The 26,485-nt window shown below is 53.4% G+C and carries 24 protein-coding genes; 12 read left to right on the top strand and 12 right to left on the bottom strand.

Annotated elements, in window-relative coordinates:
* Positions 1–37: 37 nt before the first annotated feature.
* Entirely contained in the window at positions 38–1,045 is a 1,008-nt protein-coding gene (locus FCS97_RS15390; protein WP_171035338.1) for an AraC family transcriptional regulator, read from the bottom strand.
* A 122-nt stretch (positions 1,046–1,167) separates the two neighbouring features.
* Between FCS97_RS15390 and FCS97_RS15385 the strand changes: the two genes are divergently transcribed.
* Positions 1,168–2,046, top strand: coding sequence for a metal-dependent hydrolase (locus FCS97_RS15385; RefSeq protein ID WP_138519327.1), 879 nt, complete (start codon positions 1,168–1,170; stop codon positions 2,044–2,046).
* A gap of 405 nt (positions 2,047–2,451) precedes the next feature.
* Here the strand turns inward: FCS97_RS15385 and clpB are convergent, their stop codons facing one another.
* The gene (gene clpB / locus FCS97_RS15380; RefSeq protein WP_138519326.1) at positions 2,452–5,040 is read right to left on the bottom strand and encodes an ATP-dependent chaperone ClpB; all 2,589 of its coding nucleotides are present in this window, start codon (positions 5,038–5,040) and stop codon (positions 2,452–2,454) included.
* 123 nt (positions 5,041–5,163) lie between these two features.
* Here clpB and FCS97_RS15375 point away from each other — a divergent pair, with 123 nt between their 5' ends.
* A complete protein-coding gene (locus FCS97_RS15375; RefSeq protein ID WP_138519325.1) occupies positions 5,164–5,688 on the top strand; it encodes a hypothetical protein in 525 nt (174 codons plus the stop codon).
* A gap of 15 nt (positions 5,689–5,703) precedes the next feature.
* On the opposite strand, the gene hemW is transcribed toward FCS97_RS15375, so the two are convergent.
* Genes hemW through dinB form a run of 4 tightly spaced genes read right to left on the bottom strand, consistent with a single transcriptional unit; the run spans position 5,704 to position 9,659 of the window.
* Complete coding sequence (gene hemW / locus FCS97_RS15370; RefSeq protein ID WP_138519379.1) at positions 5,704–6,987, bottom strand: radical SAM family heme chaperone HemW; 1,284 nt, start codon at positions 6,985–6,987, stop codon at positions 5,704–5,706.
* A gap of 36 nt (positions 6,988–7,023) precedes the next feature.
* The gene (gene rdgB / locus FCS97_RS15365; protein WP_138519324.1) at positions 7,024–7,653 is read right to left on the bottom strand and encodes an RdgB/HAM1 family non-canonical purine NTP pyrophosphatase; all 630 of its coding nucleotides are present in this window, start codon (positions 7,651–7,653) and stop codon (positions 7,024–7,026) included.
* 21 nt (positions 7,654–7,674) lie between these two features.
* Positions 7,675–8,406: a ribonuclease PH gene (rph, locus tag FCS97_RS15360; RefSeq protein ID WP_138519323.1), complete on the bottom strand. Its 732-nt coding sequence runs from the start codon at positions 8,404–8,406 to the stop codon at positions 7,675–7,677.
* A 38-nt stretch (positions 8,407–8,444) separates the two neighbouring features.
* Positions 8,445–9,659 carry a DNA polymerase IV gene (dinB, locus tag FCS97_RS15355; RefSeq protein WP_246066402.1) on the bottom strand — a complete coding sequence of 405 codons (1,215 nt, stop codon included), beginning with the start codon at positions 9,657–9,659 and terminating at the stop codon, positions 8,445–8,447.
* 65 nt (positions 9,660–9,724) lie between these two features.
* On the opposite strand from dinB, the gene FCS97_RS15350 reads away from it, so the two are divergent.
* The gene (locus tag FCS97_RS15350; protein ID WP_138519321.1) at positions 9,725–10,654 is read left to right on the top strand and encodes a YicC/YloC family endoribonuclease; all 930 of its coding nucleotides are present in this window, start codon (positions 9,725–9,727) and stop codon (positions 10,652–10,654) included.
* Between the two features lie 15 nt (positions 10,655–10,669).
* Here FCS97_RS15350 and FCS97_RS15345 read toward each other — a convergent pair whose 3' ends face one another.
* Positions 10,670–11,587, bottom strand: coding sequence for a hypothetical protein (locus FCS97_RS15345; protein ID WP_138519320.1), 918 nt, complete (start codon positions 11,585–11,587; stop codon positions 10,670–10,672).
* 155 nt (positions 11,588–11,742) lie between these two features.
* On the opposite strand from FCS97_RS15345, the gene gmk reads away from it, so the two are divergent.
* The 6 genes from gmk to FCS97_RS15315 all read left to right on the top strand — a co-directional run bounded on the left by gmk (position 11,743) and on the right by FCS97_RS15315 (position 16,874).
* Positions 11,743–12,390 carry a guanylate kinase gene (gene gmk, locus FCS97_RS15340; RefSeq protein ID WP_138519319.1) on the top strand — a complete coding sequence of 216 codons (648 nt, stop codon included), beginning with the start codon at positions 11,743–11,745 and terminating at the stop codon, positions 12,388–12,390.
* Positions 12,391–12,399: 9 nt separating this feature from the next.
* Positions 12,400–12,606, top strand: coding sequence for a DNA-directed RNA polymerase subunit omega (gene rpoZ, locus FCS97_RS15335; protein ID WP_138519318.1), 207 nt, complete (start codon positions 12,400–12,402; stop codon positions 12,604–12,606).
* Positions 12,607–12,706: 100 nt separating this feature from the next.
* Positions 12,707–13,504 (top strand): septum site-determining protein MinC, encoded by a 798-nt coding sequence (gene minC, locus FCS97_RS15330; RefSeq protein ID WP_171035337.1) that lies wholly within the window; start codon positions 12,707–12,709, stop codon positions 13,502–13,504.
* A 10-nt stretch (positions 13,505–13,514) separates the two neighbouring features.
* Positions 13,515–14,327 carry a septum site-determining protein MinD gene (gene minD, locus FCS97_RS15325; protein WP_138519316.1) on the top strand — a complete coding sequence of 271 codons (813 nt, stop codon included), beginning with the start codon at positions 13,515–13,517 and terminating at the stop codon, positions 14,325–14,327.
* 4 nt (positions 14,328–14,331) lie between these two features.
* Complete coding sequence (gene minE, locus FCS97_RS15320) at positions 14,332–14,586, top strand: cell division topological specificity factor MinE (RefSeq protein WP_138519315.1); 255 nt, start codon at positions 14,332–14,334, stop codon at positions 14,584–14,586.
* Positions 14,587–14,645: 59 nt separating this feature from the next.
* Positions 14,646–16,874, top strand: a complete 2,229-nt coding sequence (locus tag FCS97_RS15315) for a RelA/SpoT family protein (protein ID WP_138519314.1) — start codon at positions 14,646–14,648, stop codon at positions 16,872–16,874.
* A gap of 599 nt (positions 16,875–17,473) precedes the next feature.
* Here the strand turns inward: FCS97_RS15315 and greB are convergent.
* Positions 17,474–18,031: a transcription elongation factor GreB gene (gene greB / locus FCS97_RS15310; protein ID WP_138519313.1), complete on the bottom strand. Its 558-nt coding sequence runs from the start codon at positions 18,029–18,031 to the stop codon at positions 17,474–17,476.
* Positions 18,032–18,133: 102 nt separating this feature from the next.
* Between greB and FCS97_RS15305 the strand changes: the two genes are divergently transcribed.
* Entirely contained in the window at positions 18,134–19,852 is a 1,719-nt protein-coding gene (locus FCS97_RS15305) for an EAL domain-containing protein (RefSeq protein WP_138519312.1), read from the top strand.
* A 1-nt stretch (position 19,853) separates the two neighbouring features.
* Here the strand turns inward: FCS97_RS15305 and FCS97_RS15300 are convergent, their stop codons facing one another.
* Genes FCS97_RS15300 through FCS97_RS15290 form a run of 3 tightly spaced genes read right to left on the bottom strand, consistent with a single transcriptional unit; the run spans position 19,854 to position 22,593 of the window.
* Complete coding sequence (locus FCS97_RS15300; RefSeq protein ID WP_138519311.1) at positions 19,854–20,993, bottom strand: protein-glutamate methylesterase/protein-glutamine glutaminase; 1,140 nt, start codon at positions 20,991–20,993, stop codon at positions 19,854–19,856.
* An 11-nt stretch (positions 20,994–21,004) separates the two neighbouring features.
* Positions 21,005–21,604, bottom strand: a complete 600-nt coding sequence (locus FCS97_RS15295) for a chemoreceptor glutamine deamidase CheD (RefSeq protein WP_138519310.1) — start codon at positions 21,602–21,604, stop codon at positions 21,005–21,007.
* Entirely contained in the window at positions 21,601–22,593 is a 993-nt protein-coding gene (locus FCS97_RS15290) for a CheR family methyltransferase (RefSeq protein WP_246066399.1), read from the bottom strand. Before FCS97_RS15290 ends, FCS97_RS15295 begins: the two co-directional genes overlap by 4 nt.
* Positions 22,594–22,773: 180 nt before the next feature.
* On the opposite strand from FCS97_RS15290, the gene FCS97_RS15285 reads away from it, so the two are divergent.
* Together FCS97_RS15285 and FCS97_RS15280 are read left to right on the top strand one after the other, a co-directional pair.
* Positions 22,774–24,312, top strand: a complete 1,539-nt coding sequence (locus FCS97_RS15285) for a hybrid sensor histidine kinase/response regulator (protein WP_138519309.1) — start codon at positions 22,774–22,776, stop codon at positions 24,310–24,312.
* Positions 24,305–24,934: a response regulator gene (locus tag FCS97_RS15280; RefSeq protein WP_138519308.1), complete on the top strand. Its 630-nt coding sequence runs from the start codon at positions 24,305–24,307 to the stop codon at positions 24,932–24,934. The genes FCS97_RS15285 and FCS97_RS15280 overlap by 8 nt, the downstream gene beginning before the upstream one ends.
* A 564-nt stretch (positions 24,935–25,498) precedes the next feature.
* Here the strand turns inward: FCS97_RS15280 and flgL are convergent.
* Positions 25,499–26,476, bottom strand: coding sequence for a flagellar hook-associated protein FlgL (flgL, locus tag FCS97_RS15275; RefSeq protein ID WP_138519307.1), 978 nt, complete (start codon positions 26,474–26,476; stop codon positions 25,499–25,501).
* Between the last annotated feature and the right edge of the window lie 9 nt (positions 26,477–26,485).

The raw sequence follows: 26,485 nt of genomic DNA, 5'->3' as shown, positions 1-26,485 counted from the left end.
AACATGAAATTTGAGCACCAAACATAAGCGCGAGGTTTCACTGCTGATTTCTGAACTCCCTTGGAGACATACCCTGCCATTTCAAGAATGCACTGGTAAAACTTCGACGGTCTGAATAACCAAGGTTTGCAGCAATCGCCTCAATATCAAGTACCGAGCCTTTCAACATTTCGCAGGCCAGTTCATGACGAACAGCCCCGAGAATTTCAGCATAAGACTTGCCCTCGCTTTTAAGCCTGCGCTGCAAGGTTCGCGGGTGAATGTGCAGCACCTCGCCGATCACCTGTATTGGTTCACTCAGCATACTCAAGCGCGATTTCAAAAGGCGCTTGATTTGTTTTTCAAGGGTTTGCTCCTCAACATCCGGTAACAAGCGGTTCAAGATTACAGCCTGAGCCTTGTGGTGCGCCGAAGGTATGCCACCCGGCAAAGGCAAATCGAGTGCAGAGGAATGCACCACCAGCCGGTTGTGAGGCTGCCGAAACTGGACTGTGGTTTTAAGTACCTCTTGATAGGCAGATTCTTGAGTCAGTGGCGCATGGCGAAATTCAATCCGCTTGATCAAGTGTGAACCTGGGCTGAGAAGATGAATAAACTTCAAGACAGCCGACATGGCAGCCTCCACAAAGCCGGGCAGGTCTTCGTGAACCCCTGCCGGGTCGGGTACCTTGACCTCCAGCGCGGCCTCATCACCCAGACTCAAAGTTTCAAAATGCAAGTTCGGATGCAGCAATTTGGGCGACCAGTCCAGCACACGCATCGCTTCTTGGGGCGTTGAAGCGCTGGTTACAAAAGTTGCCAACTCGGGCAAACCATCAAAGTTGAAAGAATCACCAAACACCAAGGGAAAATGCTGACTGGGTTTGCGTGCATCAACCGCCGCGAACAGGGAATTGAAGCAAGACAAAGACATTCGCCGACGGGGATCCCCACTCATGTCGATTTCCAGTTTTAGTTCTTGCATCACACTGTTCAAATCGATGTCGCAGCGCCGCGCCGCATTGGCCAAGCTTGCAAGCATTTGAAAATTGATGGTTTCCACCATGCCTCCCATAGAGCGATCAAACCAAATTTGTCGCCAATTCTTCCTTTTTTGTCATTTCAAATCATATCGTGTGCTGTGGTGATTAGGTAATCTTTATTCATACCAAGCAGCAGGAGGCAGTCATGACAACAACATCGTTCAAAGAAGACATCGTGGTTCGTAAGGATCTTGATTTTGGAATCACGGACAAAGACATTCCACGCTACTGGATGGACGGCGACGCATTCAAAACCCGCGTAATTGACGGCGTACAAATGAGTTTTCCGGATGGGGAACGCTATTTCATCTCGAGCGTACGGAATTTCAAAGACAAAATTACCGATCCTGAGTTGCTGAAGGCGGTGAAAGATTTTTCTTTTCAGGAAGGTCAACACGGCAAAGTGCACACCGACTACAACAAACGCCTGAAGGAACAGGGCGTGCCGGTGGACAAAATGCTGCATGTGATTACGAAAATCATGAATCGTCGTTTGCAGGTGCTTTCGCCTGAATACAACTTGGCGATGACCGCTGCACTGGAGCATTTCACGGCCATGATGGCCGAGATGTTCTTTGCTCGCAAGGAAGTGATGGCCGGTGCTGACCACCGCGTTCGCGCCATGCTGGCCTGGCATGCTGTTGAAGAAATGGAACACAAAGCAGTGGCATTTGATGTGATGCAAAAAGTGGCCAAGGTAGGCTACTTCAAACGCAGCCTTGCCATGGCTCACGCCATGTTCAATTTCACGCTGCACACCTTGGTGTTCACCTGGATCATTTTGGGAACCGATGGATTCAAAGGCTGGACCCGCTTCAAAATGTATTCGAAGGGCTTGGTGTGGTTGCTAGGCCCCAAAGGCTTGTACAGCAGCCTGTTGCCCAAGCTATTGAATTACTTCAAGCCCGGCTTTCACCCTTGGCAAGACCCCACCGTGCACAACTACGGCGTGTGGCTAGAGGTGTTTAACAAAACCGGCAACCCGGTGGAGGCTGGCGAGGCGATGTACGCGGCGGCGCATTGATGCGTAACCCGTTCTGCGCATGGCTTGTAGATTATTCACTGCACAGGTCGCATCGTCCCGCCTTGACGGGCTTTAAATAAAACGGCTGAATGATCGCAAACCTGCACAGCGGATCGAAACTGCCGGCGTTCAGCGAAGTCCGCAAATCCGCAAATCACCACCCTCGCGCATGAGAAAACTCGCCCAAGTCACTTCTCGCGACGATCAAGACCCGCCCGCCGTTCCCGATTTGGAATGGATTAGACGCGAAGCGGCTCCGCAAGACGCTTTAGCGTTTGCGGCATCCATTCCGAATGGGATGAGAACGGCCATCGCCGCAACATACACGTTGGGCGGGGCTGTCGAGAGAAGTGACTTGGGCGAGTTTTCTCATGGGAGAATATCAGTGACTTCGAACAGCGATGATCAGTGCACCACCCGCTCAAATGTAAACGCGCCATCCTTGAAGTCCACGGGCACCACATCATTCGGCCCAAACCTGCCTTCCAGAATCATCTTCGACACCGGGTTTTCGATGATCTGCTGAATGGCCCGCTTCAAAGGCCTTGCACCATACAGTGGGTCAAAGCCAGCCTTCACCACTTCAGCCAATGCGGCATCGCTTACTTCAAGGCGCATGTCGCGGCTGGCCAAGCGTTGTTGCAAACGCTGCAACTGAATGCGGGCAATGTTGGCAATGTGCGCATTGTCCAGGGCATGGAACACCACCAACTCATCCACCCGGTTAATGAATTCCGGGCGGAAGTGCAGCTTCACTTCTTCCATGACCGCGGCTTTAATCACTTCACTGTCCTGACCAGCCAAGCGTTGAATTTCATGCGAACCCAGGTTGGAGGTCATCACAATGACTGTATTTTTAAAGTCAACTGTGCGGCCCTGCCCGTCAGTCAAACGACCATCGTCAAGCACCTGCAACAGCACGTTGAATACATCGGGGTGTGCCTTTTCCACCTCGTCCAGCAAAATCACGCTGTAGGGCTTGCGGCGTACAGCCTCGGTTAAGTAACCACCTTCGTCGTAGCCCACGTACCCCGGAGGCGCCCCCACGAGCCGGCTGACGCTGTGTTTCTCCATGAACTCACTCATGTCGATACGAATCAGGTGATCTTCCGAGTCAAACAAAAAACCAGCCAATGCTTTGCACAACTCGGTTTTACCCACACCCGTAGGACCCAAGAACAGGAATGAACCCAAGGGCTTGTTGGGATCGGAAAGCCCCGCACGCGAACGGCGAATGGCATCCGATACCAAGGTAACAGCCTCGTCTTGCCCCACCACACGCATGTGCAAAGCTGCTTCCATTTGCAGCAATTTGTCGCGTTCACCTTGCAGCATTTTGCTGACCGGAATGCCCGTGGCTCGGCTCACCACTTCAGCAATTTCTTCGGTGCCCACCTGCGTGCGAAGCAAACGGTTGGGTTTCTTTTCACCACCTTCGTTTTCTTTCACATCGTTGAGCTTTTTCTCGAGTGCAGGCACTTTGCCGTATTGCAACTCAGATACTTTTTGCCAATCGCCCTTGCGTTTCAGCTGCTCGATTTCGGCGCGGATGTGGTCAAGTTCCTCTTTGATGGCGGCACTGCCCTGCACTGCTGCCTTTTCACTTTTCCAGATTTCATCCAGATCGGCGTACTCGCGTTCCAGGCGAACAATTTCCTCTTCGATCAAGGCCAGGCGTTTTTTCGATGCATCGTCTTGCTCTCGCTTGACAGCCTCGCGTTCAATTTTCAGCTGAATGATTCGGCGATCCAGCTTGTCCATTTCCTCGGGCTTGGAATCAATTTCCATCTTGATTCGTGCAGCCGCTTCGTCGATTAAATCGATTGCTTTGTCGGGCAGGAAACGATCGGTGATGTAGCGGTGAGAAAGCTCTGCCGCGGCCACTATGGCTGGGTCGGTAATGTCCACGCCGTGGTGCAATTCATAACGTTCCTGCAAGCCACGCAGAATGGCAATGGTGCTTTCAACACTGGGTTCACCCACCAACACTTTCTGGAAACGACGCTCCAGCGCGGCATCTTTTTCAATGTACTTGCGGTATTCGTCCAGCGTGGTGGCACCAATGCAATGCAACTCGCCACGGGCCAGCGCAGGCTTGAGCATATTGCCGGCATCAATGGCGCCTTCGGCTTTGCCCGCACCCACCATGGTGTGAATTTCATCGATGAACACGATGGTTTGACCTTCATCGGCGGCCACATCTTTCAGCACGGCTTTCAGGCGTTCCTCAAATTCGCCCCGGTATTTCGCGCCGGCCAGCAACAGGGCCATGTCCAGCACCAACACACGCTTGTTTTTCAGGGTATCGGGCACTTCGCCATTCACAATGCGCTGGGCCAAGCCTTCCACAATGGCGGTTTTACCCACACCAGGCTCGCCAATCAGCACCGGGTTGTTTTTCGTTCTGCGCTGTAAAATTTGAATGGCACGGCGAATTTCGTCATCTCGACCAATGACTGGATCCAGCTTGCCCATGCGCGCACGCTCGGTTAAATCAATGGTGTATTTTTTCAAGGCCTCGCGCTGGCTTTCGCCATCGGCGCTGTCTACTGCGGCACCGCCGCGCACTTGTTCAATGGCTGCGTTCAGCGACTGGGCATTCAAACCTGCTTCTTTCATTACCTTCGCCAAGCCAGTGCTGTCTTGCAGACAAGCCAACAAGAAAAGCTCACTGGCAATAAACTGGTCGCCGCGCTTCTGGGCTTCTTTGTCAGTCAGGTTCAATGCGGCTTGCAGCTTGCTGCCAATCTGGATTTGACCGGCATTGTTGGCCACCTGCGGCAGGTTGTTCACCTCGGCCTCGACACCTTTCAGCAACACCTGCGGATTGCCGCCTGCTTTGCTGATTACCCCGCGCACAGACCCCTCGCCCTGCTTGAGCATGGCCAACAAGACGTGTGCAGGTTCAACAGTGGGGTTGTCTTTTCCCACAGCCAGGCTTTGCGCATCAGCCAAAGCTTCCTGAAACTTGGTGGTGAGTCGATCTAAACGCATGTGTGCAAACCCTTCTTAACAATTTTGAGTCACAATACCCATGAACCGTATGTGTGGGCGAGCGTGGTGATTTCAAGATAACGCCAACACAAATGACTTGCACTATTTTTCAAGTACGCTGCCATGCAAATCAAACAACTCCAAATTGCTTACGCACCCGAGCACGATCGCATCCTGATGCGGATCAATTCATCTGAAAGTCAGGAAGTACGGGTTTGGCTGACGCGCCGCATGGTGCGCATGCTGATACCCAGCCTGGATGAAATGATGCAAAAGCTGTTGGCCAGCGACAGGCCACTGAACGATGCAGGCCGCAAAGCACTGCTGGAGATGAGCCGGGAGGTGTCGCTGTATTCAGCCGATTTCAAAAGTCCGTTTCAGGACAAAAACACCACCACCCCGCTGGGTGCGGACCCACTACTGATCACGCAAATTGAATTGCGGCCCAGCGGCGAAGCGCACAATACCGACCTGGTGTTGAAGCTGGTGGCTGGCAATGGCAAGGGGTTTGAAATGCGCATGGCCGAGCAGTTGCAGCATGGCTTTGCCGATTTGTTGATCAAAACATGTGGGCAGGCCGATTGGGGCCTGCATTTCAAGACTGTACCCAGCATTATTGAGCGACCTGAAACGCGGCACTTGAATTGAACAGGCCTGAACCCACTAGCCTGCCAGAAAGATTTCCTGAAGATCATTCAGGAAACGAAACCCCAGTGCAGTGGGTTTGAACATACCGGGCTGGGTTTCAATCAAACTTTTGTTCAATGCCAGTTTCAAGGCTTTTTGCAAGTCGCTCAGCGGCCTGCCACAGCGCTCTACAAACCAGCTTTCCGGCACGCCATCGGTCAAACGCAAGGCGTTCAGCATGAATTCAAATGGCAGTTCTTTCACAGCCAAGGTTCGTACTTCAAGGGGCTGCGCTGCGCCCTCCATTTCTTCCATATAAGCCATCGGGTTGCGGTGGCGGATTTCACGTTCAATTCGGTTGGGGTAGCTGATTTTTGCATGTGCCCCGGCACCAATACCCAAGTAATCGCCAAACCCCCAATAGTTCAGGTTGTGCTGGCAACGATGCCCAGGTTTGGCAAAGGCTGAAATTTCGTACTGCTCAAAGCCTGCTGCCTTTGCTGCGCGGTGAACCGCCTCTTCAATGTCGATCAAGGTGTCATCATCGGGCAAAGGCGGCGGTTTGGCAGCAAACAGGGTGTTGGGTTCCATGGTGAGCTGGTACAGGCTAAGGTGGGTACTATTCAGCGCCACTGCCTGGGCCACATCGGCCAAGGCCTGCTCCACGTTTTGATGCGGCAAGGCGTACATCAAATCAATGTTCACTTCATCGAACAAGGCCACAGCACTGCGTACGGCAGCCACCGCCTGCCCGCTGTTGTGCACCCGGCCCAGGGCTTGCAAGTGAGAATCCGAGAAACTCTGTACGCCAATAGACAATCGGTTCACACCAGCCTTGCGGAACCCTTCGAACCGGGCTTGCTCGAAGGTGCCGGGGTTGGCTTCCATCGTAATTTCGCCGCTTTGCGGCATGCCCAAACGTGCACGCACTGCGCCCAGCAACTCATCAATCAACTCGGGTGCAAACAAGGAAGGGGTGCCCCCCCCGATAAAAATGGAATAAAGCTTTCGACCCCAAATTTTGGGCAACTGCTGATCAAGATCCGCCACCAGCGCATTGAGGTAGCGGCGTTGCAAGTCGATTGGCACGGATTCTGCAAACCCTTGTTCACCCGCGGCACGCTGCATGCCAGCGTGAATGGGTATGCCCACTTCGCGCAGATTGCTTTCCGGGGCCAGGTGGCTGTTGAAATCGCAATAAGGACATTTGCGCACACACCAGGGCAGGTGAATATAAAGCGCCAGTGGTGGCATGGCGGCGAAACGAAGTTCGCTGGGCATGAAGACACGGCCTACAAGATTACTGGCCGAGGTTGCCATGAAACTTGGCTTGTCGTCGCCCTTGCCCTGTTCCACTTAGGCTTCTACCTTCTTTAAACCCAGGCGCAGTTGCAACTCAGCAAGCAAGGCCTGTGTGGCCTGCGCACGATGGCTGAACTGGTTTTTCAACTCCTTGGGCATTTGCGCGGCAGTGCATTGGTGTTCAGGTAGCCAGAAATGCGGGTCGTAACCAAATCCATGCTCACCCTGCGGCACGTCAATCACTTCGCCCCACCACATTTTTTGGGCAATGGTGGGTGTGGGATCGTCGGTATGGGCCACCCAGACCATGGCACACACAAAATAAGCGCGCCGGTCTTCAACACCTTTCAGCTGTTCGACCAGGCAAGCATTGTTGTTGGCGTCGCTTTTTTCCTGCCCAAACAAAGTGGCATAGCGAGCCGACAACACACCGGGTGCGCCAGCAATGGCAGGCACACACAAACCAGAGTCGTCAGCCAGCGCTGGGCGCCCGGTTAGGCGGCTGGCGTGGCGGGCCTTAGTCAGGGCGTTTTCAACGAAGGTATGAAAAGGTTCATCGGCATCAGGCACACCGAGTTCACCTTGGGCAACCCAGTTCACGCCCCAAGGGGCAAACAGGTCCTGAAATTCACGCAGCTTGCCTTTGTTGCCGCTGGCCAGCACCCATTCATTGTTCAATGCCATGACGTTTTTCCTTCCTGCGGGTCAAGCGGCAAGTGCTGCTTTCTGCAAACGAACCAATTCAGCAATACCGGCCGCTGCCGAATCGAGCATGCCATCCAGTTCTTCCCGGCTGAAGGCCTCACCTTCGGCTGTGCCCTGCACTTCCACAAAACCGCCCTTCTCGGTCATCACCACATTCAGGTCTGTTTCGCAGGTGGAGTCCTCGTCGTAATTCAGGTCAAGCACCACTTGTCCGTTCACCACGCCCACCGACACCGCCGCCACAAATTGCTTGACTGGGTTTTCCATAAGTGCGCCACTGGCCTGCAATTTGCCGATTGCATCGGCCACTGCAACCATGGCCCCGGTAATCGAGGCTGTGCGCGTACCGCCATCGGCCTGAATCACGTCGCAATCAATTTTCAGGGTGCGCTCGCCCAGTTTGCTCAAATCAACCGCAGCACGCAGGGCACGGCCAATCAAACGCTGAATTTCTTGCGTGCGGCCGCTTTGTTTGCCACGTGCGGCTTCACGGTCCATGCGGGAATGGGTGGAACGGGGCAACATGCCGTACTCGGCTGTCAACCAGCCCTGGTTCTGTCCTTTCAGGAATCCAGGCACTTTGTCTTCGACACTGCAAGTACACAACACATGCGTATCGCCAAAACGCACCATGACCGAACCCTCAGCATGCTTGGTGTAATTGCGCTCAAGGCTGATTTTTCGCAGGGCGTGGGGGCTTCGGCCATCCGGGCGGGCTGTTGTTGTGCTCATTCAGGTTCTCCAGTGCGTATCCATTTGTCGTGCCCGCATTATGGCGCATCTTCAAGGTCGAGAAACAATTGGGCCTGCCCTTTGGCTCGCTTGCTTTCCTGAGCGGCCCTCTCAAGCGCGGCATCGCCCGGCGTAATCAAATGGCTGGCTTTGATACCCAACAAGCGAATTGTTGAACGGGGTCCTTTTTCCTCAAAAGGAATTTTTTTCAGGCAGGCGCGCGCGGCTTGCAGAATTTCGTCCGCTGAACTAGTCGTCAAGCCCGTGGTTACATCGCGGGTTAACGATTTGAAATCTGCAAAGCGCACTTTCACACCGATGGTTTTTGCAAGGCGCTGCTTGCGGGCCAGGTCTTGAGTCAATTTATCAGCAAGGTGAATGAGCACTTGGGTCAGATTGTCCCTGTGCCGGCGCACATGCATGTCGATCTCAAACGTGGTTTCACGGCTAATGCTTTTCGGCTCGGAATACAGCGTCACTGGCCTGCGATCAATGCCATTGGCGCTTTCATGCATCCACAAGCCATAGCTTTCACCAAAACGTTCTCGAAGCAAGTCAAGGGGTTGGGCCGCCAGCTCGGCAATGCTGTTCACGCCCATCGCCTTCAGTTTTTCCTGAGCCTTTGGACCCACACCGTTGATTTTGCCAACGGGCAAAGGCCAGATCATTTCCTGAAACTGATCGGGGCGGACCACGCTGAGCCCATCCGGTTTTTGAAGGTCAGAGCATATTTTGGATGTCAGTTTGTTTTCAGACAGCCCCACCGAACAGGTCATACCGCCAGTGGCCTCGGTCACGGCCACCTTCAATTGCCGCGCCAGATCAATGGCTACGCCAAAATCACCCGAAGTTTCCTCGGTTAAATCAATGTAAATCTCATCAATTCCCCGGTCCTCTACGTTCGGAGCCAATTCACGCACAGCGGCCTTGAACTGACGCGAGAGTGTTTTGTACCAATCGAAATCGGCTGGCAATAAAATGGCGTGAGGCGCCAGCTTGGCGGCCTTCATGGTGGGCATGGCCGAATGCAAACCCAATGCGCGCGCTTCGTAATTAGCAGTGGTTAACACCCCCCGCCCCTCGTACTGCGCCAAGGTTGGGAATTGCTGACCTGGCAGTGGCTGCATGCCCCGGCGACCACCCACAGCCACAGGCAAACCCCGCAAGTCTGGGTTGCGCACCAATTCGGCGTTGGCGTAGAAGGCATCCATGTCCAGATGGGCAATGATTCGACCCGACAAAAACACCCCCACAGAAAACAAGCACCAGTCCAGAGTTTACAATCCATGCACCACTGACACACACGCACAGGCCGCAAATGAGCAAGGACAGCAAAAACACCGCCGCAGTACACAGCATGACAGGCTTTGCCAACGCGCAAAGCACCACCCGTGCTGGCACCTTGAGCATGGAATTGCGCAGTGTGAATTCCCGCTTTCTGGACCTGAACTTTCGCATGGCCGACGACCTGCGCATGCTTGAACCACTGATTCGCGAAAAGCTGATGAATGCGCTAAGCCGGGGCAAAGTGGAGTGTCGAATTTCCTGGGGACGCGCAGAGGGCGAAAAGCGAATTCCAAAGGTTGACCTTGAACAGGTTAAGCAACTGGCCGCACTTGAAGCCAGCATTCAAAGTGCCTTGCCCAAGGCGAACGGCTTTCGCATTACCGAGGTGTTGAACTGGCCCGGTGTGGTTGAAGACAACAGCCTGAGTGGCGAGGAGCTGCAAGAGACCATTTCAGCCCTGTGCGACCAAGCCATTGATGCAATGAAACAAAGCCGCGAGCGCGAAGGCGCTGGCCTTGCCACTGTACTGCTGGAAAAAGTAGACGGCATGGAAACCATTGTGAACAGCCTGCTCCCCATGCTGCCCCAGTTTTTGGCCCACTACGAGGGCAAAATTCGGGAACGCATGACAGAGGCCTTCGACAAAATCATCAATGACAAAGCTGGCCACTTAACCGTGGAAGACCTTGAAGAACGCATCAAACACGAAGTGGCCTTGCACAGCGTCCGTATTGACGTGAAAGAAGAAGTAGAGCGACTGCAAACTCACTTTACTGAAGTGCGTCGCATTCTGAAAAAAGGTGGGGTCATTGGCAAACGGCTCGATTTCGTAACCCAAGAACTGAACCGCGAGGCCAACACCCTGGGCAGCAAAGCCCACGCGATTGCACAAACGCAGGCGTCGATTGACCTGAAGGTGCTGGTTGAACAGTTCAGGGAGCAAATTCAGAATATCGAGTGAGTCTGCAATTGGTCTTCAAGGAATCGGATTGCCAAAGCTGATCAGCATGTTTCGAAGGGAATTACAATGAGTCTGAAAGAATTGAGAGTCTTGGGCCATATGACTGTACATCTCGCGCTGTCTCGGTGGCGAAGCGCCGTTGTGGAAACAGTAATGGCTTAACAGTTCAAGACTACTAATTTTCTCGCAAATTTTGATCGCCAGCCCAGGCCGCTGTCTCAGATACTCAGTCGGTGCGGCAACCAAGGTCAATTTTGCCCGATGAACAAGATCTTCTGCTGAAGTGAATGTGTGGGTTTCACCAAATGTTCTGATCTGTTCTGCAAGACTTTGCTGGGCGTATCTCTGGCACGCCTCGAGAAATTTCACGCTTTTCTCAAGCTTTACCGGTCGGCCACTTATTCCGCCAAGCAAAGTGGCCAAAAATGGGTTGTTGCCAATGGATTCAAAGCAACCGTTTTCCTCAATCCGTTCCTTAACTTTGTAATTGTTTCCCGATGCCCTTTGCCAAAGAGGAATTCCTGCCAACTGGAGTTGCATGCCAATCAGCTTGGCCCCCACTTTCAGAGAATACTCTGATGCATTCTCCGAATTGATTTCATTGATTAATCGGCATGCAGCCTGCCCAATATTATCGCCTGATTCAGAGCCAACCACACTTCGTTGCAAAGAGGCCAGATTTTGAGCTCGAGCGAATCTGCCTGAACCCGAAAAAGTCAGACTCTTGTAAATTGTCGAGTTCAAATTTCGGGGAAACTTGTAGATGACGCCATCAACCGCCTGCTCACCGCTCCAGCTAACTTCGCCCCATGAGGTTTTATGAATGTAAAACGCCGCTTTTTGGAAGGTTCGACCCTCTGCCGTAAACTGGGTCCGCTGAGGTTCTGGTGCAGGGCGAGAACCTGTTTCTACTGCAGGCACTGGGTTGGGCATGCTGTACTCCTGGAGAGTGATAAGGATCCCTCAGTAACACAAGCAAACTAATTGTTCATTAGTCATTCCGCTCTGCATCCGGGGCGCAAGAAAGTTCGTAGCGCCAACATTTGACTTAGAATCAGGCATTCAACACGAAATTGGTTAGGCCGTGAATGAGCAAACCCCCTCCACCCCAACAATCTCAACAGTATTCAGGCAGCCTGTTCATTGTCAGTGCCCCCTCCGGCGCAGGTAAATCATCGCTAGTGAAAGCGCTTCTGGCCGAAGTGCAGGGCATCGGGCTGTCCATTTCCAACACCACACGAAAGGCCCGCCCCGGCGAAGTAGATGGCAAGGACTACCACTTCATTTCCGAGCATGAGTTTGATGCCATGCGGGAACAAGATGGTTTCCTGGAATGGGCGCACGTGCATGGCAATTACTACGGGACATCGCGTGCCTGGGTTGAAGGCCAAATGGCCATTGATCGCGACGTACTTTTGGAAATCGATTGGCAAGGCGCAGAACAGGTGGTGCGAAAGGTAGACAACGTGGTGTCCATCTTTATTCTTCCACCCAGCATGGAAGAACTGGAAAAACGGCTTCGCGGACGGGGCACAGACACGGAAGAGGTGATTTTGAAGCGAATGGGTGCCGCACAACTCGAGATCGAGCAGGCGAGGCGCTTTGATTATGTTATCCTTAACGATGATTTCACACAGGCTCTTTTGGAGCTGAAATCGATCGTCTTCGCATCCCGTTGCCGTTTCAATCAGCAAATGGCGCGCCACGGGGCGCAACTCAAAAGTATTGGACTGTAAGGACACCAGATGGCCCGCATCACCGTTGAAGATTGCTTGAAAAAGATCCCTAACCGTTTCGACATGGCCCTGTGCGCCACTTACCGCGCCCGCATGCTGGCCCAAGGCCACACACCGAAGGTAAAGTCTGACAAGGACAAGCCCACCGTAACAGCCTTGCGTGAAATTGCCGCAGGGGAAATCGGTATCGAAATGCTGAAACGCGTGCCCGTTTAACCTGGGCAACACCGAACTTGAAAAGCCCGAGACCGGCACACGGCTCGGGCTTTGTTCGTAAAATTGACCGAAAATACAGAATTCCCGGATCCCGATTATCTTGAACAAGCCTTCCTCCGCACTGCTGGACATCAAATTCGCCAAAATCAAAGCGGTGACTTTCGCCTTGCGCCCCGCTCCACTACAAGAAGGCCTGGATGCGCTCAAGAAGCGTTTGGGACCAACACCCGGTGTGTATTCTGCTGAGCCTGCGGTTCTCGACTTTTCCGGCTGGAATGATACTGATCTGAGTGAGAACGGCATTGAATTGAAAGCTTTTGCTGAAATGCTGAAAGCCGCAGGTGTATTGCTGGTTGAGGCGCGCGGACAAAGCGAGGCCCTTGAAGCCCAGGCAGAAGAATTGGGCATTCGTTTTGAGACCGGCCAAACTGAGCAATCTGAACCAGAAACACTGGAGGCAACAAGCACAGTGACACACGCCGCCAGCACTGAGCCCGCCGATTCAAAACAGGATGACCATCCTGCCGTGCCCAGCTTCGACAATGCGCGCCGCACCATGGTGATTGATCAATCTGTGCGCAGTGGCCAGAAAATTTATGCCCAAGGGGCCGATCTGATTGTTATGGGCCAGGTGTCTGCGGGCGCCGAGGTCATCGCAGATGGCAATGTGCACGTTTACGGTGTATTGCGCGGCCGCGCCCTGGCGGGTGCTGCTGGCGATACCCAAGCCAGAATCCTGTCCACTTGTTTCGAAGCCGAACTGGTGGCTGTGGCTGGTTACTATTTAACATTCGAGGGCGGTTTTCCTGAAGAGAACCGGTCCAAACCCACCTTAATTCATCTTGACCATGGCACCGAGCCCGCCACATTGCGGCTCAAGGCCATCAACATCCGCTAGGAGACCATTTGTGAGTCGAGTCATTGTTGTTACATCCGGCAAGGGTGGCGTTGGTAAAACAACCACCAGCGCAAGTTTTTCCGCAGGCTTGGCCCTGCGTGGTTTTAAAACAGTAGTGATCGACTTTGACGTGGGTTTGCGCAACCTGGACCTGATCATGGGTTGCGAACGCCGGGTGGTCTACGACCTGGTCAACGTGATCAATGGCGAAGCCAGCCTGCAGCAAACCCTGATTAAAGACAAACACTGCCCCATGCTGTCGATTTTGCCAGCCTCTCAAACCCGGGACAAAGACGCCTTGACCGAAGAAGGTGTGGAAAAAGTGATCAAAGACCTGATCGAAATGGGCTTTGAGTACATTGTTTGCGACAGCCCAGCCGGTATTGAGCGTGGCGCAGTGATGGCCCTGACATTCGCCGATGAAGCCATTGTGGTGACCAACCCGGAAGTGTCCTCGGTTCGCGATTCCGATCGAATCATCGGCATTCTGCAAGCCAAGAGTAAACGCGCCAAAGAAGGCGGTGAGCCAGTCAAGGAACATCTGCTGATCACCCGTTACTCAGCAAAGCGTGCCGCCGACGGCGAAATGCTGAGCTACACCGATGTAGCCGACCTGTTGCGTGTGCCGCTATTGGGTGTTATTCCTGAAAGCGAAACGGTATTGCAGGCTTCCAACCAAGGTATGCCGGTGATTCACGCCGAAGAAAACGACGCAGCTTTGGCCTACCAGGACTGTATTTCACGCTTTTTGGGTGAAACAAAACCTTTGCGGTTTGTAGACTATGAAAAGCCTGGTCTGCTGAAGCGCTTGTTTGGAGGTTAAGGTCATGTCATTACTCAGCATGCTGTTTGGCGAAAAGAAAAAATCGGCCAATGTTGCAAAAGAACGACTGTCTTTGATCGTTGCACGCGAGCGTGTAGACCAGGACGGCCCCGACTTTTTGCCCCAAATGCGGGACGAATTGATGCAGGTGATCGCGAAATACGTCAAGATTGATCAGGAAGACGTGAAGTTTAACCTTCAAAAACAAGGCAATATGGAGATGTTGGAAGTTAATATCGTCTTGCCGGACCAGAAGTAAGACTGCACAATAGAAGATCGTAGTTTTAGTTGTAAGAGTGGTACAAAATGCGGGGGGCAATGCAAGCCAGAGAACTTCAACCTGAGCCAAACCGACCCGATGTGGTCTCTATCGCACAGCTTATTGGACTAGCCTCGACTTATTTGCCCGAGGCCGAGATCCGGCGTGTTCGCGAGGCTTACAAGTTTTCTGACGTTGCGCACCTGGGACAATTCCGAGCCACAGGTGAGCCCTACGTAACCCACCCCATTGCGGTGGCTGAACTGTGTGCCAGTTGGCGCCTGGACAGCCAAGCCATTCAAGCCGCCCTGCTTCACGATGTGATGGAGGACTCCGGCACCACCAAGGAAGACTTGATCGAGCGCTTTGGCGGCTCGGTGGCCGATTTGGTCGACGGGCTTTCCAAGCTCGACAAAATGGAGTTTTCTTCACGCGAAGAGGCCCAGGCCGAGAACTTCCGCAAAATGTTGCTGGCCATGGCCCGCGACCTGCGCGTTATTTTGGTGAAATTGGCCGACCGTTTGCACAATATGCGAACGCTCGACATTATGAGCCCCGCCAAGAAACGCCGCATTGCACTAGAAACCCTCGAAATTTACGCCCCCATTGCCCACCGACTGGGCTTGAATGAAATTTTCCGCGAACTGCAAGAACTCAGCTTCCAGCATGCTTACCCCATGCGCTACGAAGTGCTGAAAAAAGCGGTGTTGGCTGCGCGCGGCAACCGCCGTGAAGTGGTGGGCAAAATTCTGGAGGCGGTTGAGAAATGCCTGGGCGATGCCAACATTGAATGTCAGGTGTACGGCCGGGAAAAAGCCCTGTACGGCATTTACCGCAAAATGATTGAAAAGCGCCTGAGCTTTTCACAGGTGCTGGATGTGTATGGTTTCAGGGTGGTCGTGAAAGACATGCCTGGCTGTTACATGGCCATGGGCATGTTGCACCAGCTGTTCAAGCCAGTACCGGGAAAATTCAAGGATTACATCGCCATTCCAAAGCTGAATGGCTACCAAAGCCTGCACACCACTTTGCTGGGGCCCTATGGAACCCCGGTGGAGTTTCAAATTCGTACCGAAGAAATGCACCAGGTGGCCGAGAAAGGTGTGGCCTCGCACTGGCTGTACAAAGGCGAAGGCGAGGCGCTGAACAACATTCAAACCCAAACGCACCGCCTGCTGCAAAGCTTGCTGGACATTCAAAACCAGACTGGCGATTCAGCCGAGTTTCTCGAACACATCAAGGTGGACCTGTTCCCGGATGCGGTCTACGTGTTCACGCCCAACGGCAAAATCATGAGCCTGCCGCGCGGCGCCACAGTGGTCGACTTCGCGTATGCCGTGCACACCGACGTGGGCAACCATTGCGTGGCCGCACGGGTTAATCAGGTGATTGAGCCGCTGCGAACCATTTTGAAAAGTGGCGACGTGGTTGAAATAATTACGGCTCCGCACAGCCGCCCCAACCCGGTTTGGCTGGGCTTTGTACGTTCGGGTAAAGCCCGCTCCGAAATTCGGCACTATTTGAAGTCGATGAATCTGGAAGAAACCGTGCGCTTGGGTAGCCGGTTGCTGGAGCAAGCGCTTGAAGCCGACCAGATCAAGCTGGATCAGTTGCCCAATGAGGTGTGGGACCGTTTGTTGAAAGACTCGCAAGTGAGCACCCGAGACGAATTGTTGGCAGATATTGGTGCAGGACGTCGAGTGGCGCCAGTTGTGGCCCGTCGGGTACTGATTGCCATGGGCCGTGCAGATGCGCGGGTGGATGCCCCCGCTGGACATTCAGGCGAGGCGCGTGCGCCCATCATGATTCACGGCGGTGAAGGCATGTCGGTTCAGCGTGCGCCCTGTTGTTTGCCGATTCCCGGGGACAACATCATTGGCTATGTGCGCAAGGGCTCGGGGTTGATTATTCACACCGATGAATGCGAAACCGCACGCAAACAGATTCGCAAAGAACCAGAACGCTGGACCGATGTTCAGTGGTCCCCAGAAATTACACGCCCATTTGATGTGAATGTGGATTTGCAGGCCGTGAACGAAAAAGGGGCGCTGGCCACCATTGCAGCCACCTTGTCCGATGCGGGTGCCAACATCACCAACCTGACGATGAGCGATGAAACGGCCTACCGCAAGCTGCTGCATTTCACCATTCAGGTAACTGACCGTGTGCACCTTGCGCGCATTTTGATGGCGTTGCGCAGGCTTGAGTACGTGGAACGAGTAACCCGCGTGAAAGGCCGGGCTTTTGCCAAAGTGCGCTTGCCGGTGGCGGATACTGCGACACACTGACCTTCTGGTTTGAATAGCCTAATCGGCTTGGGCTGTTGCTCGCTCGGCCGCTTGTTAACCGCCCGATCGGCTTGGATTCCGATCTCTCGCCTGCCGGTTAACTGCCCGATCGGCTTGGGTTCCAATCTCTCGCCTGAAAACCTGTATTTCCCTTTTTGAGATTCACCCTGACTCACCTCGCTCGGCAAAAAGGCGGGCCGAGTCTCGGTGCCGGCCTTTGGCCGACCGTGGCGGGTGAATTCAAACGGGCAGGTTTTCTTGAAGGCGAAGCGATCGAAACACCGCCGCCGATTGGACGCTGAACCGAGCGGTGACTTAGAGCTGAACTTGCAAGTGGTCGCACGATGACCAGTCAGAAAACTTGCCGGCTTGGTGCGCTGAGACTAACGATCGCGCCATGGCGCGAAAGCCAAGACCCGACCGTTACTTTTGGAGGGCTTGGCTTAGTGCAGACTCAAGCTGACAAGCCGATATGCCAAGTTTTCGGGCAGCGGTGACCCTTCAAGTTCAGATCAAGAGTCACCAGTAACATGCGACACAAGTAACCCGTGCCGAGTTGGCAGAAACTACAGCGGTGACCCTGCTAGTTCAGATCACACTCAGTCGATCACATACCGCACGTCAACAATCTCAAGCTCATCCCGACCACCCGGCGTCATCAGGTGCACCACATCGCCCTCTTTCGCTTTCAGCAAAGCACGGGCCACCGGCGAAATCCAGCTGATGTGCCCTTTGGCAGTGTCCACCTCGTCCACGCCCACAATTTTTACAGTCAGCTCCTCGCCTTTTGAATTGATGTAGGTGACGGTGGCGCCGAAGAAAATGCTCTCAAGTTCTTGCTGCGTGGCTGGGTCCACCACCTCGGCAATTTCAGTGCGCTTGGTGAGAAAACGAATTCGACGATCAATTTCCCGCAAGCGTTTTTTCCCGTACAGGTAATCGCCGTTTTCAGAGCGATCGCCATTGGACGCCGCCCAAGAGACCACCGAAACAACCTCGGGTCGTTCAATTTTTACAAGGTGGGTGAGTTCATCGCGCAACCGGCGATAGCCTTTGGGCGTGATGTAGTTTTTCAAACCTTGTGGAAGTGCGGGGCCAGCCTCTGGACCGTCGTCCTCAAATTCTGAATCGTTTTCTTTCGTGAAAGCCTTGCTCATGTCTTTTCTCGTGAATTGCCCGACTAGACAGCCTCTGCAGAAGTGTGCAGGATACAGGAAAGTGGCTGTTTCTTTGCCAATAACACCATCATAAAACCTTCAATGACAACAGAACAGGAAGCGCCCAGAATCATTGTTGTCGACGACAGCGACGATGACTTTCTATTGATCAAACGGCAACTGACCAAAACCTGGCAGACGGCAGTTGTTCGCCACGCGCACAGTGAGGAAACGCTGAGGAGCACGCTGGACGACATTGAACCCGACCTGGTGATCTGCGACTATTCGATGCCGCAACTGACGCACGAGAAGGCCATTGAAATGGTTCAGCGCTTGCGGCCTGACACACCAATGATCTTGCTCTCGGGTTTGGCCAGCGATGCTTTGGGCGTGCAAGCCATGCACGAGGGCGTGCGCGATTATGTGGAGAAATCCAAACCCGAACGACTGATTCCTGCGGTTCGCAGGGAAATTCACACCCACCGGCTTCGCCGGGAAAAGCTGCTGCTGGAGCAAGCCCACAGACGCGCAGTGTATTTCGATGCAGCCACTGGTTTCCTGAACCGCCAGGGTTTGGTGAAAACCTTGTCGGGACTGAGCACGAATTCTGGCGATGACAACGACTTGTGCCTGCTGAGTGTGAATGTGTCTAGAAACCAGGCGCGCCGCCCGGAAGTAGACCCGCGCATTCGACGCAATATGCTGGAAAAGATCGTGGAGCGAATTCGGGACACCTTCAAGCAGGATATTTTGTGCAGATGGTCAGACAATGTGCTGGTGGTGTTAACGAACAAACTGGACTGGGGTACGGACAACACCCTGATTGCGGATACACTTTGCGAGTTTGAAGCCAACCTGAACCGCGTGTTCATGGTCGACAACATTGCAGTTCGCCCCAATATGCGTTTGGGGCTGGCACGCCCCGGCCTGCATGGGCAACATGCAGCGGAATTGGTAACCCATGCGCAATCAGTGGCACATGTGATTGAGTCTCGTGGACTTGAACTGCTGAATGTTCTTGATGCGGAAATTCATGACCTCGCCAAGCGACGCAAAACCATTGAACTGGGTTTGGCCAAAGGCATTGAGAGCAACGAGTTGGTGCTGGACTTTCAGCCCATTGAAGACCTTAAAACCGGTCGTATTTGCGGCCTTGAGGCCTTGGTGAGGTGGACCCACCCGGAACTGGGCCGGATCATGCCAAGCGAGTTTATTGGCGTTGCCGAGGATTCGGGCTTGATTGATGCCTTGGGTGACTGGGTGATTGAATCGAGCAGCAAAAAAGTGCTGGAGTTACACCAGCAAGGCCACAAGCTGTGGTGCGCGGTCAATTGCTCGGCGGGTCAATTGTTGAACCCTGAATTTCCGGCCAAAGCGCAACAAACCATTCGCAATGCAGGACTAGACCCCAAGTGGATTGAATTTGAGGTTACCGAATCAGCTGCGATTGATGACATGGCCCGCACGGTGGATGCGCTGAACAAACTAAAGGCACAGGGTTCGCACATTGCCATGGATGATTTTGGCACAGGGTATGCCTCGCTGAACTACCTGCGCCAACTGCCCGTGGATGTGTTGAAAATTGACAAAAGTTTTGTGATGGATTTGCTGGAGGACAAGAACAGCCACATGATTGTGAAAGCAGTAATTGACCTTGCACATGCGCTGGGCCTGATTGTGCATGCGGAGGGTATTGAAACGGCAGAACAACGGGAGAGCCTGATAAAGATGGGCTGCGACAGGCTGCAAGGCTACTGGTTTTCTCGGCCCATGGACATGGACAGCCTGAAAGCTTGGCTGGAAAAAGCCGAGCGTTGCTGAATCAAATTCGAACTGCTGAACGCCCGCCAATTTTCGAGAGGTAATCGAGAAGGCGCTTGGCAATCAGGTTCAATGGCACCACTTCATCGGCCGCTCCCAAAGCAATTGCTTCACGCGGCATGCCGAACACCACAGAACTGGCTTCGTCCTGGCAAATGTTGTAAGAGCCCGCTTTTTTCATGTCGGCCATGGCTTGTGCACCGTCTTTGCCCATGCCTGTGAGCATGATGCCCACAATGTTGCGTGGCGACACTTCCTGCCCCGATTTGAACAACACTTCCACAGAGGGACGATGACGATTGACTGGCTCGGAATCGGACAGTTGGCAAATGTAGTTGGCACCACTGCGACCCAACAACAGGTGTTTGTCACCCGGTGCAATGTAGGCATGGCCGGGCAATACGCGTTCACCGTGCACTGCTTCTTTCACGGTGATATTGCACACCTGGTTTAAGCGATCTGCAAAACTTTTGGTGAAACCAGCCGGCATGTGTTGGGTAATCAATATCGCAGGGCTGTCTTTGGGCAACTGTTCAAGAATGACTCGAATGGCTTCGGTGCCACCTGTGGAAGAACCAATCAACACCAGCTTCTCTGTGGCTGCAAATCGATTGCCCAATGCATTGTTGGTGGGCACCGGCTTGGCCACCTCGGCTGGCACAACCATGCCGGTGACGGGATCAGTTTGTGCTGCGGGTGCTTGCACTGCGGGTTTCGGTGGCAAGCGGTTCAAGCGGAAACGTGCTGCATAAGCGGCGCGGATTTTGTCGGTAATTTCATTGGCATAGTCGATCATGCCTTGGCTAATGTCCAGTTTGGGTTTGGTCACGAAATCAACTGCTCCTAGCTCCAGGGCGCGAAAGGTTACGTCGGTGCCGCGTTCTGTCAGCGTAGACACCATCAACACGGGCGTGGGCCGCAAACGCATGATTTTTTCCAGAAATTCAATGCCGTCCATTTTTGGCATTTCAATGTCGAGTGTAATCACATCAGGATTGAATTTCTTGATTTGATCCCTGGCAATGAATGGATCGGGCGCTGTGGCCACGGTTTCCATGTCGCGCTGTGAATTGATGATTTTGCTCATCAGGTTCCGGATCAAGGCGGAGTCGTCTACCACCAATACTTTGATTTTGTTCATTTCACGAGCCCTTAGAAAAACACAATGTCGCCATTGACGGGGTCTTTGTTGATCTTTTCGCTGTAGCGTTTTTCCTGCTGTAACGCCGCTGAGTTGGCGCTGGCCACGCGTTCCACACGCACCGCACTGGTTTGGGTATTGAAGCGAATTCGACGGCTGTGAGGCCCACCCAAATCGGATGCAACTACTCTGATTTTGTCTTTCTTCAGAAACTCGATCACGAATTCCGCGTTGCGGCGGCCCACGTGTTGGGTGTTGAGTGCACCTGTGATATTGGCACCACCAAATACTTTGGCGCTGAGGTGCTCTCGCTTGGCGCCCATGGTCAGCAAATCGTTAACGAGACATTCCATGGCGTACAAGCCATAGCGCAACGATTTGGTTTTGTCGGCGAGTGTGCGTGCCTCGGAGGGTGAGTCGGGCAACATGAAATGATTCAGGCCCCCAATTTTTCGGTGGCTGTCCCACACACACGCGGATACACAGGAACCCAGAAGAGTCGCAATTTCAGCAGGTGCCCAAGACACAAAATAATCACCAGGCATGATGACTTTTTTCACCAGAACTGGTGCCGTGCTTGCAGACGGTGAAATCAGTAGCCCTGTGCTCATGCGGTGACCTGACGCGCCAACCCTTCTCCGCCGGTGCCGGTTTTCGCGGCTTTGTCGGCATTGACGGTGTACACGGTTTTACCGCGCAAGGTGAAGTAGTCGCGTGCCATGGCGAAATTCTCGGAGTGCCCCGCGTACAACAGGCCGTTCTGATTCATCAGGGGAGCGAATCGCTTGAGGATTTGCAACTGCACGTCTTTCTCAAAATAAATCATGACATTTCGGCAGAAAATGGCATCAAAGCCGGGTCGCAGGGACCATACATTGTCCATCAGGTTCAGCTTTCGGAATGTCAACAATGCTTGCACCTCGGGGCGTACGCGAATAAGCCCTTCGCTTTCGCCCTTGCCCTTCAGGAAATACTTTCGCAGGATGTCATCGGGAATTTTGTCGACCTGATCCAGGCGGTACACACCCTTTTTGGCATGCTCAATCACTTTGGTGTCAATGTCTGTGGCCAGAATACGCACAGGCGGGTTCATGCTGTTGAAGGCTTCCATGGCGGTAATCGCCATGGTGTAGGGCTCTTCGCCGGTGGAGGCGGCACTGCACCACAACTCGATTCGGGCATTGCGCGAAAGCGATTGCAGTTGCTTTTTCAGAATCTCGAAGTGATGCGCCTCGCGGTAAAACGAGGTCAGGTTGGTGGTCAGTGAATTGGTGAAGTGCTCCCACTCCGGGTTGCTTGAATTGGATTCAAGCGCGTCGAGGTAGGTGGAGAACCGGCCGTGATTGCAGGCACGCAGGCGACGGGCCAAGCGGCTGTACACCATGCTTTGCTTGCTGGGTGCCAGTGAAATTCCCGCTATTTTCAGGATGAGTGCGCGTACCCGCGCAAAATCCTTGTCATTGAATTCAAACTCACGGTCTGCGCTGTCGTCGCTTTGCAAACTGCGGTTAACAGCAACGGCTGCCTGCCTGGCGCCGGCCACCATGTCGCTGGCGTGGGTTGATTTGGAAAATTCAAACTTTACGGGAGGACGATTCATCAGGGCCTTTGTCGCGGGGTTAACACAATTTGGGAGGTGCCCCAACGCGAATGAGTTCTATACCCTGATATGTTCCGATAAGATGAACAAAATAATGCAAGGATTAAAACCTTGAAAGGGCGTTATCTCTCGCTTTGATCCTGCACACAACAATAAAAACCAACAACAAGCGAACAGACAATGAGTAATACAAAAGGACTGCCCCCTTCATTGTTGGACATCAGTAACTTTTCAGATGGTGGATTGAAAGTTCTGGTGGTGGAAGACAATGATTCGGACTTTGAGTTGATGTGCTACCGCCTGAAACAGGGCGGACTGAAGTACACGGCCACGCGGGTGGACCGCCTGGAGGACCTGCGAAAGTGCCTTGAACACGAGGAGTGGCAAGTGGTTATTTCTGACCACAATTTGCCAGGCTTCGGGTCTGAGGAAGCCTTGCGCGTGGTGCGCGATTCGGGGCTGGATATTCCCTTCATTATTGTGTCTGGCAGCATTGGCGAACATGTGGCCGTCGATGCCATGCGGGCCGGTGCCGACGATTACCTCATGAAGGACAAAATGGCGCGCCTGGTGCCCGCCATAGAGCGTTCGCTGAGGGCAGCCAATGAACGCCGCAGCCTTGCGGCAGCGGAACAGGCTCAGCGGGAATCTGAGCGGCGATTTGCTGCAATTGCAGAGAATATTCCGGGCATTATTTTTCAGATGCAGTCGGGCCCGTCGATGCCGCGCCCCACAGTGCCTTTTGTTAGCGAAGGGGTAGTCAGGCTTTTCGGTGTGCCCACCCGCCTGTTTCTGGAAAATCCACATTACTTTTTCGAGCAGTTTGAACCTGCTGATGCAGCGGTTCTTTTCGAGCAATTGATGGACCCTCCGAAACCCGGCGTGGCTGTGAGCTGGGAGGGCCGGATCAAAAATTACGGCAAAAAGGAATCCCGCTGGGTGTACATGAATGCAGTGGCCAAACTACGTGGAAACATGTTTGTGTGGGACGGCGTATTGCTGGACATTTCGGATCGAAAACAGGCTGAAGAACGCCTGCTGAGCGCACAAACCGAGTTGCGCCTGGTGACCACCGAGTTTGAGAAACGCCGTGAGCAGGAACGCGGTGCAATTGCCCGTGAAATTCATGATGACATGGGCGGCTCGCTGACCAAGCTGAAAGCCGATGTGGCCTGGCTGAACAAGAACGTGCCGTCTGAGTCAGCAGTTCAGGAAAAGCTCGATGACATGCTTGAATTGATAGAGCACTTGCTTGCGAGCAGCCAGCGGATTGCCAAAGACCTGCGACCAGGTATTCTGGATTATGGCTTGATTCCTGCCCTTGAATGGCAGATGAACGATTTTCAGAAACGCACTCAGATTGAAGGCACATTCCAGTGCAATGTGGACGAACTGGACCTGGACAGCGAACAAAGCACCGCGTTGTTCCGAATACTGCAGGAAGCCCTGACCAACATTGTGAAACACGCGCAAGCAACGCGGGTTGACGCGGAGTTGTTTGTTACAGAAAGTGAATTAACATTGGAGATTCGTGACAATGGTCGCGGAATCGAGAATACTGATAAATTAAAAGAAACATCGTTCGGCCTACGAGGCATGCAAGAACGGGTTGCAGCCTTCGAGGGCTGGGTCGATGTCAGCGGATCCCTTGGGTCCGGGACAACGGTCATGGTGTCCATACCAAGAAGCATTCAGACAGGTGAGGCGGGAAATGATTAAGGTGCTGCTGGCAGATGACCATGCATTGCTTCGGGGAAGCCTGAAGCAGTTGCTGGATGACACAGGATTTGTTCAGGTGGCGGCCCAAGCGGGCGAGTATTCAGAAATCATGAAGGCCATGAACGCGCATGAGGTTGACTTGGCCATTCTGGATATTTCCATGCCAGGAAAAAACGGTGTGGACATTGTTAAAATTTTGAAAGACAAATACCCTGCCCTGAAAATCCTGATGCTGTCGATGCACCCGGAAGACCAGTACGCTGTGCGTTGCCTGAAGGCTGGAGCCTCTGGGTATTTGACCAAGAACACCGCCCCTGAAAAACTGGTGGATGCGATCCAGGTAATTGCTGCGGGCCGCAAGTACATTACCCCCGAGCTTGCAGAATCACTGGCCAGCCACTTGACTGAGGACTCTGAGAAGCCCCTGCATGCCACGCTGAGTGACCGTGAATTTCAAACCATCAGGATGATTGCTGCGGGCAAAAAGTTAAGTGAAATTGCGGATGAATTGTCACTTAGCCCCAAGACTGTGAGCGTTTATCGGGCACGGATTCTTGAGAAAATGCGCATGAAAACCAATGGTGAACTGACGCGCTATGCCTTGGAGAACGGGCTGATTTAAGCTTGCTCGACCGCTCGTTAACTGCCCGATCGGCTTGGGTTGCTGCTCACTCGACCGCTCGTTAACTGCCCGATCGGCTTGGGTTTCAATCTCTCGCCTGAAAACCTGGTTTTCCCTTTTTGAGATTCACCCTGACTCACCTCGCTCGGCAAAAGGGCGGGCCGAGTCTCGGTGCCGGCCTTTGGCCGACCGTAGCGGGTGAATTCAAACGGGCAGGTTTTCTTGAAGGCGAGGCGATCGAAACACCGCCGCCAATTGGGCGTTGAACCCAGCGGTGATGCAGAGCTGAACTTGCAAGTGGTCGCACGATGACCAGTCAGAAAACTTGCCGGCTTGGCGCGCAGAGACTAACGATCGCGCCCATGCGCGAAAGCCAAGACCCGACCGTTACTTTTGGAGGGCTTGGCTTAGTGCAGACTCAAGCAGACAGGCCGAAATGCCAAGTTTTCGGGCAGCGGTGACCCTTCAAGTTCAGATCAAGAGTCACCGGTTACATGCGGCACGAGTCACCCATGCCGAGTGGGCAAGAAACCAGCAGGAAACAGCAGCGGTTACCCTTCAAGTTCAACCAATAAAGTTGAACAAGGTCAGCTGCGAGGTACTCGCAAAGCTTTGCTGCGCAGCCTGAAGCTGCAATTGGCCCTGAGACAGCTCGCTGATGGCCTTGGCATAATCAAGCCCCACCGCCTCACCGGCAACGCGTTCAAGCTCCAACTGGGCAGCCTGGTTAATCTGTTGCAGGGTTTCAACCTCACGCAGGCGAACACCCACTTTGGTGCGGGAAATTTGCACCTGGTCAAAAATGTTGTCGAGCTGTGCACCCTTGTCGTTAAACGCTTTCAAGTAAGTATCTTGGGGCGTGGCACCCTCCTGACCATTGGGGTAAGAAGGATTGCGCAACAAAGCCACCGCATCACGAAGAATCGCAAAGGCATCTTCATTCGTATTCGGGTCTACAAAGGCGTCCTGGCCTGTAATGCTCAGGTTTACAAAACGGCCGCTGGCCACTTGAATTTCTCGACCAATCACTGCTTCACCAGCAGCTGCCGTGGTGGTTTCCAAAAACGTGCCGGATACTGCACCACCGGGAGTCTGGAATGGCTCCCGGTCTTGAAACGTACCTGAGAACATGTAGTAACCGTTGGCGTCTGTGCGGTTGGCAATACCGCGCAACTCTTCCATGCGGCCTTCAATGTCTTGCGCAATAATTTCCCGATCAGCAGGGCTTAATGTTGCATTTCCTGCCTGCAAAAATGCTTCCTTGATGGACACCATGATGTCCGAAGCCGATTGCAAGGCCACATCCATTTGACCCAACTGGTTGTTCACGTAGGTGATGTTGCTTTGATAGCTGTCGATGGTTTTCACACCCGCTTTGGCACCCAAAGCCACTGACATGGCCAAAGGGTCATCCGAGGGTTTCAGCACCCGCTGCCCTGTTGCCAGCTGCCCCTGTAATTTGACCAGTTCAGTTTGTTGCTTGCTCATGCGGTCGGTGCTGAGCTTGAAGTACTGGTTGGTGCTGATTCTGCCGATTGCCATAATTTTTCC

It is taken from the genome of Limnobacter alexandrii (genome assembly GCF_005871185.1).
GTDB lineage: Bacteria > Pseudomonadota > Gammaproteobacteria > Burkholderiales > Burkholderiaceae_B > Limnobacter > Limnobacter alexandrii.
The sequence above is the reverse complement of the archived record's forward strand: the minus strand, read 5'-3'. Positions and strand labels throughout refer to the sequence as shown.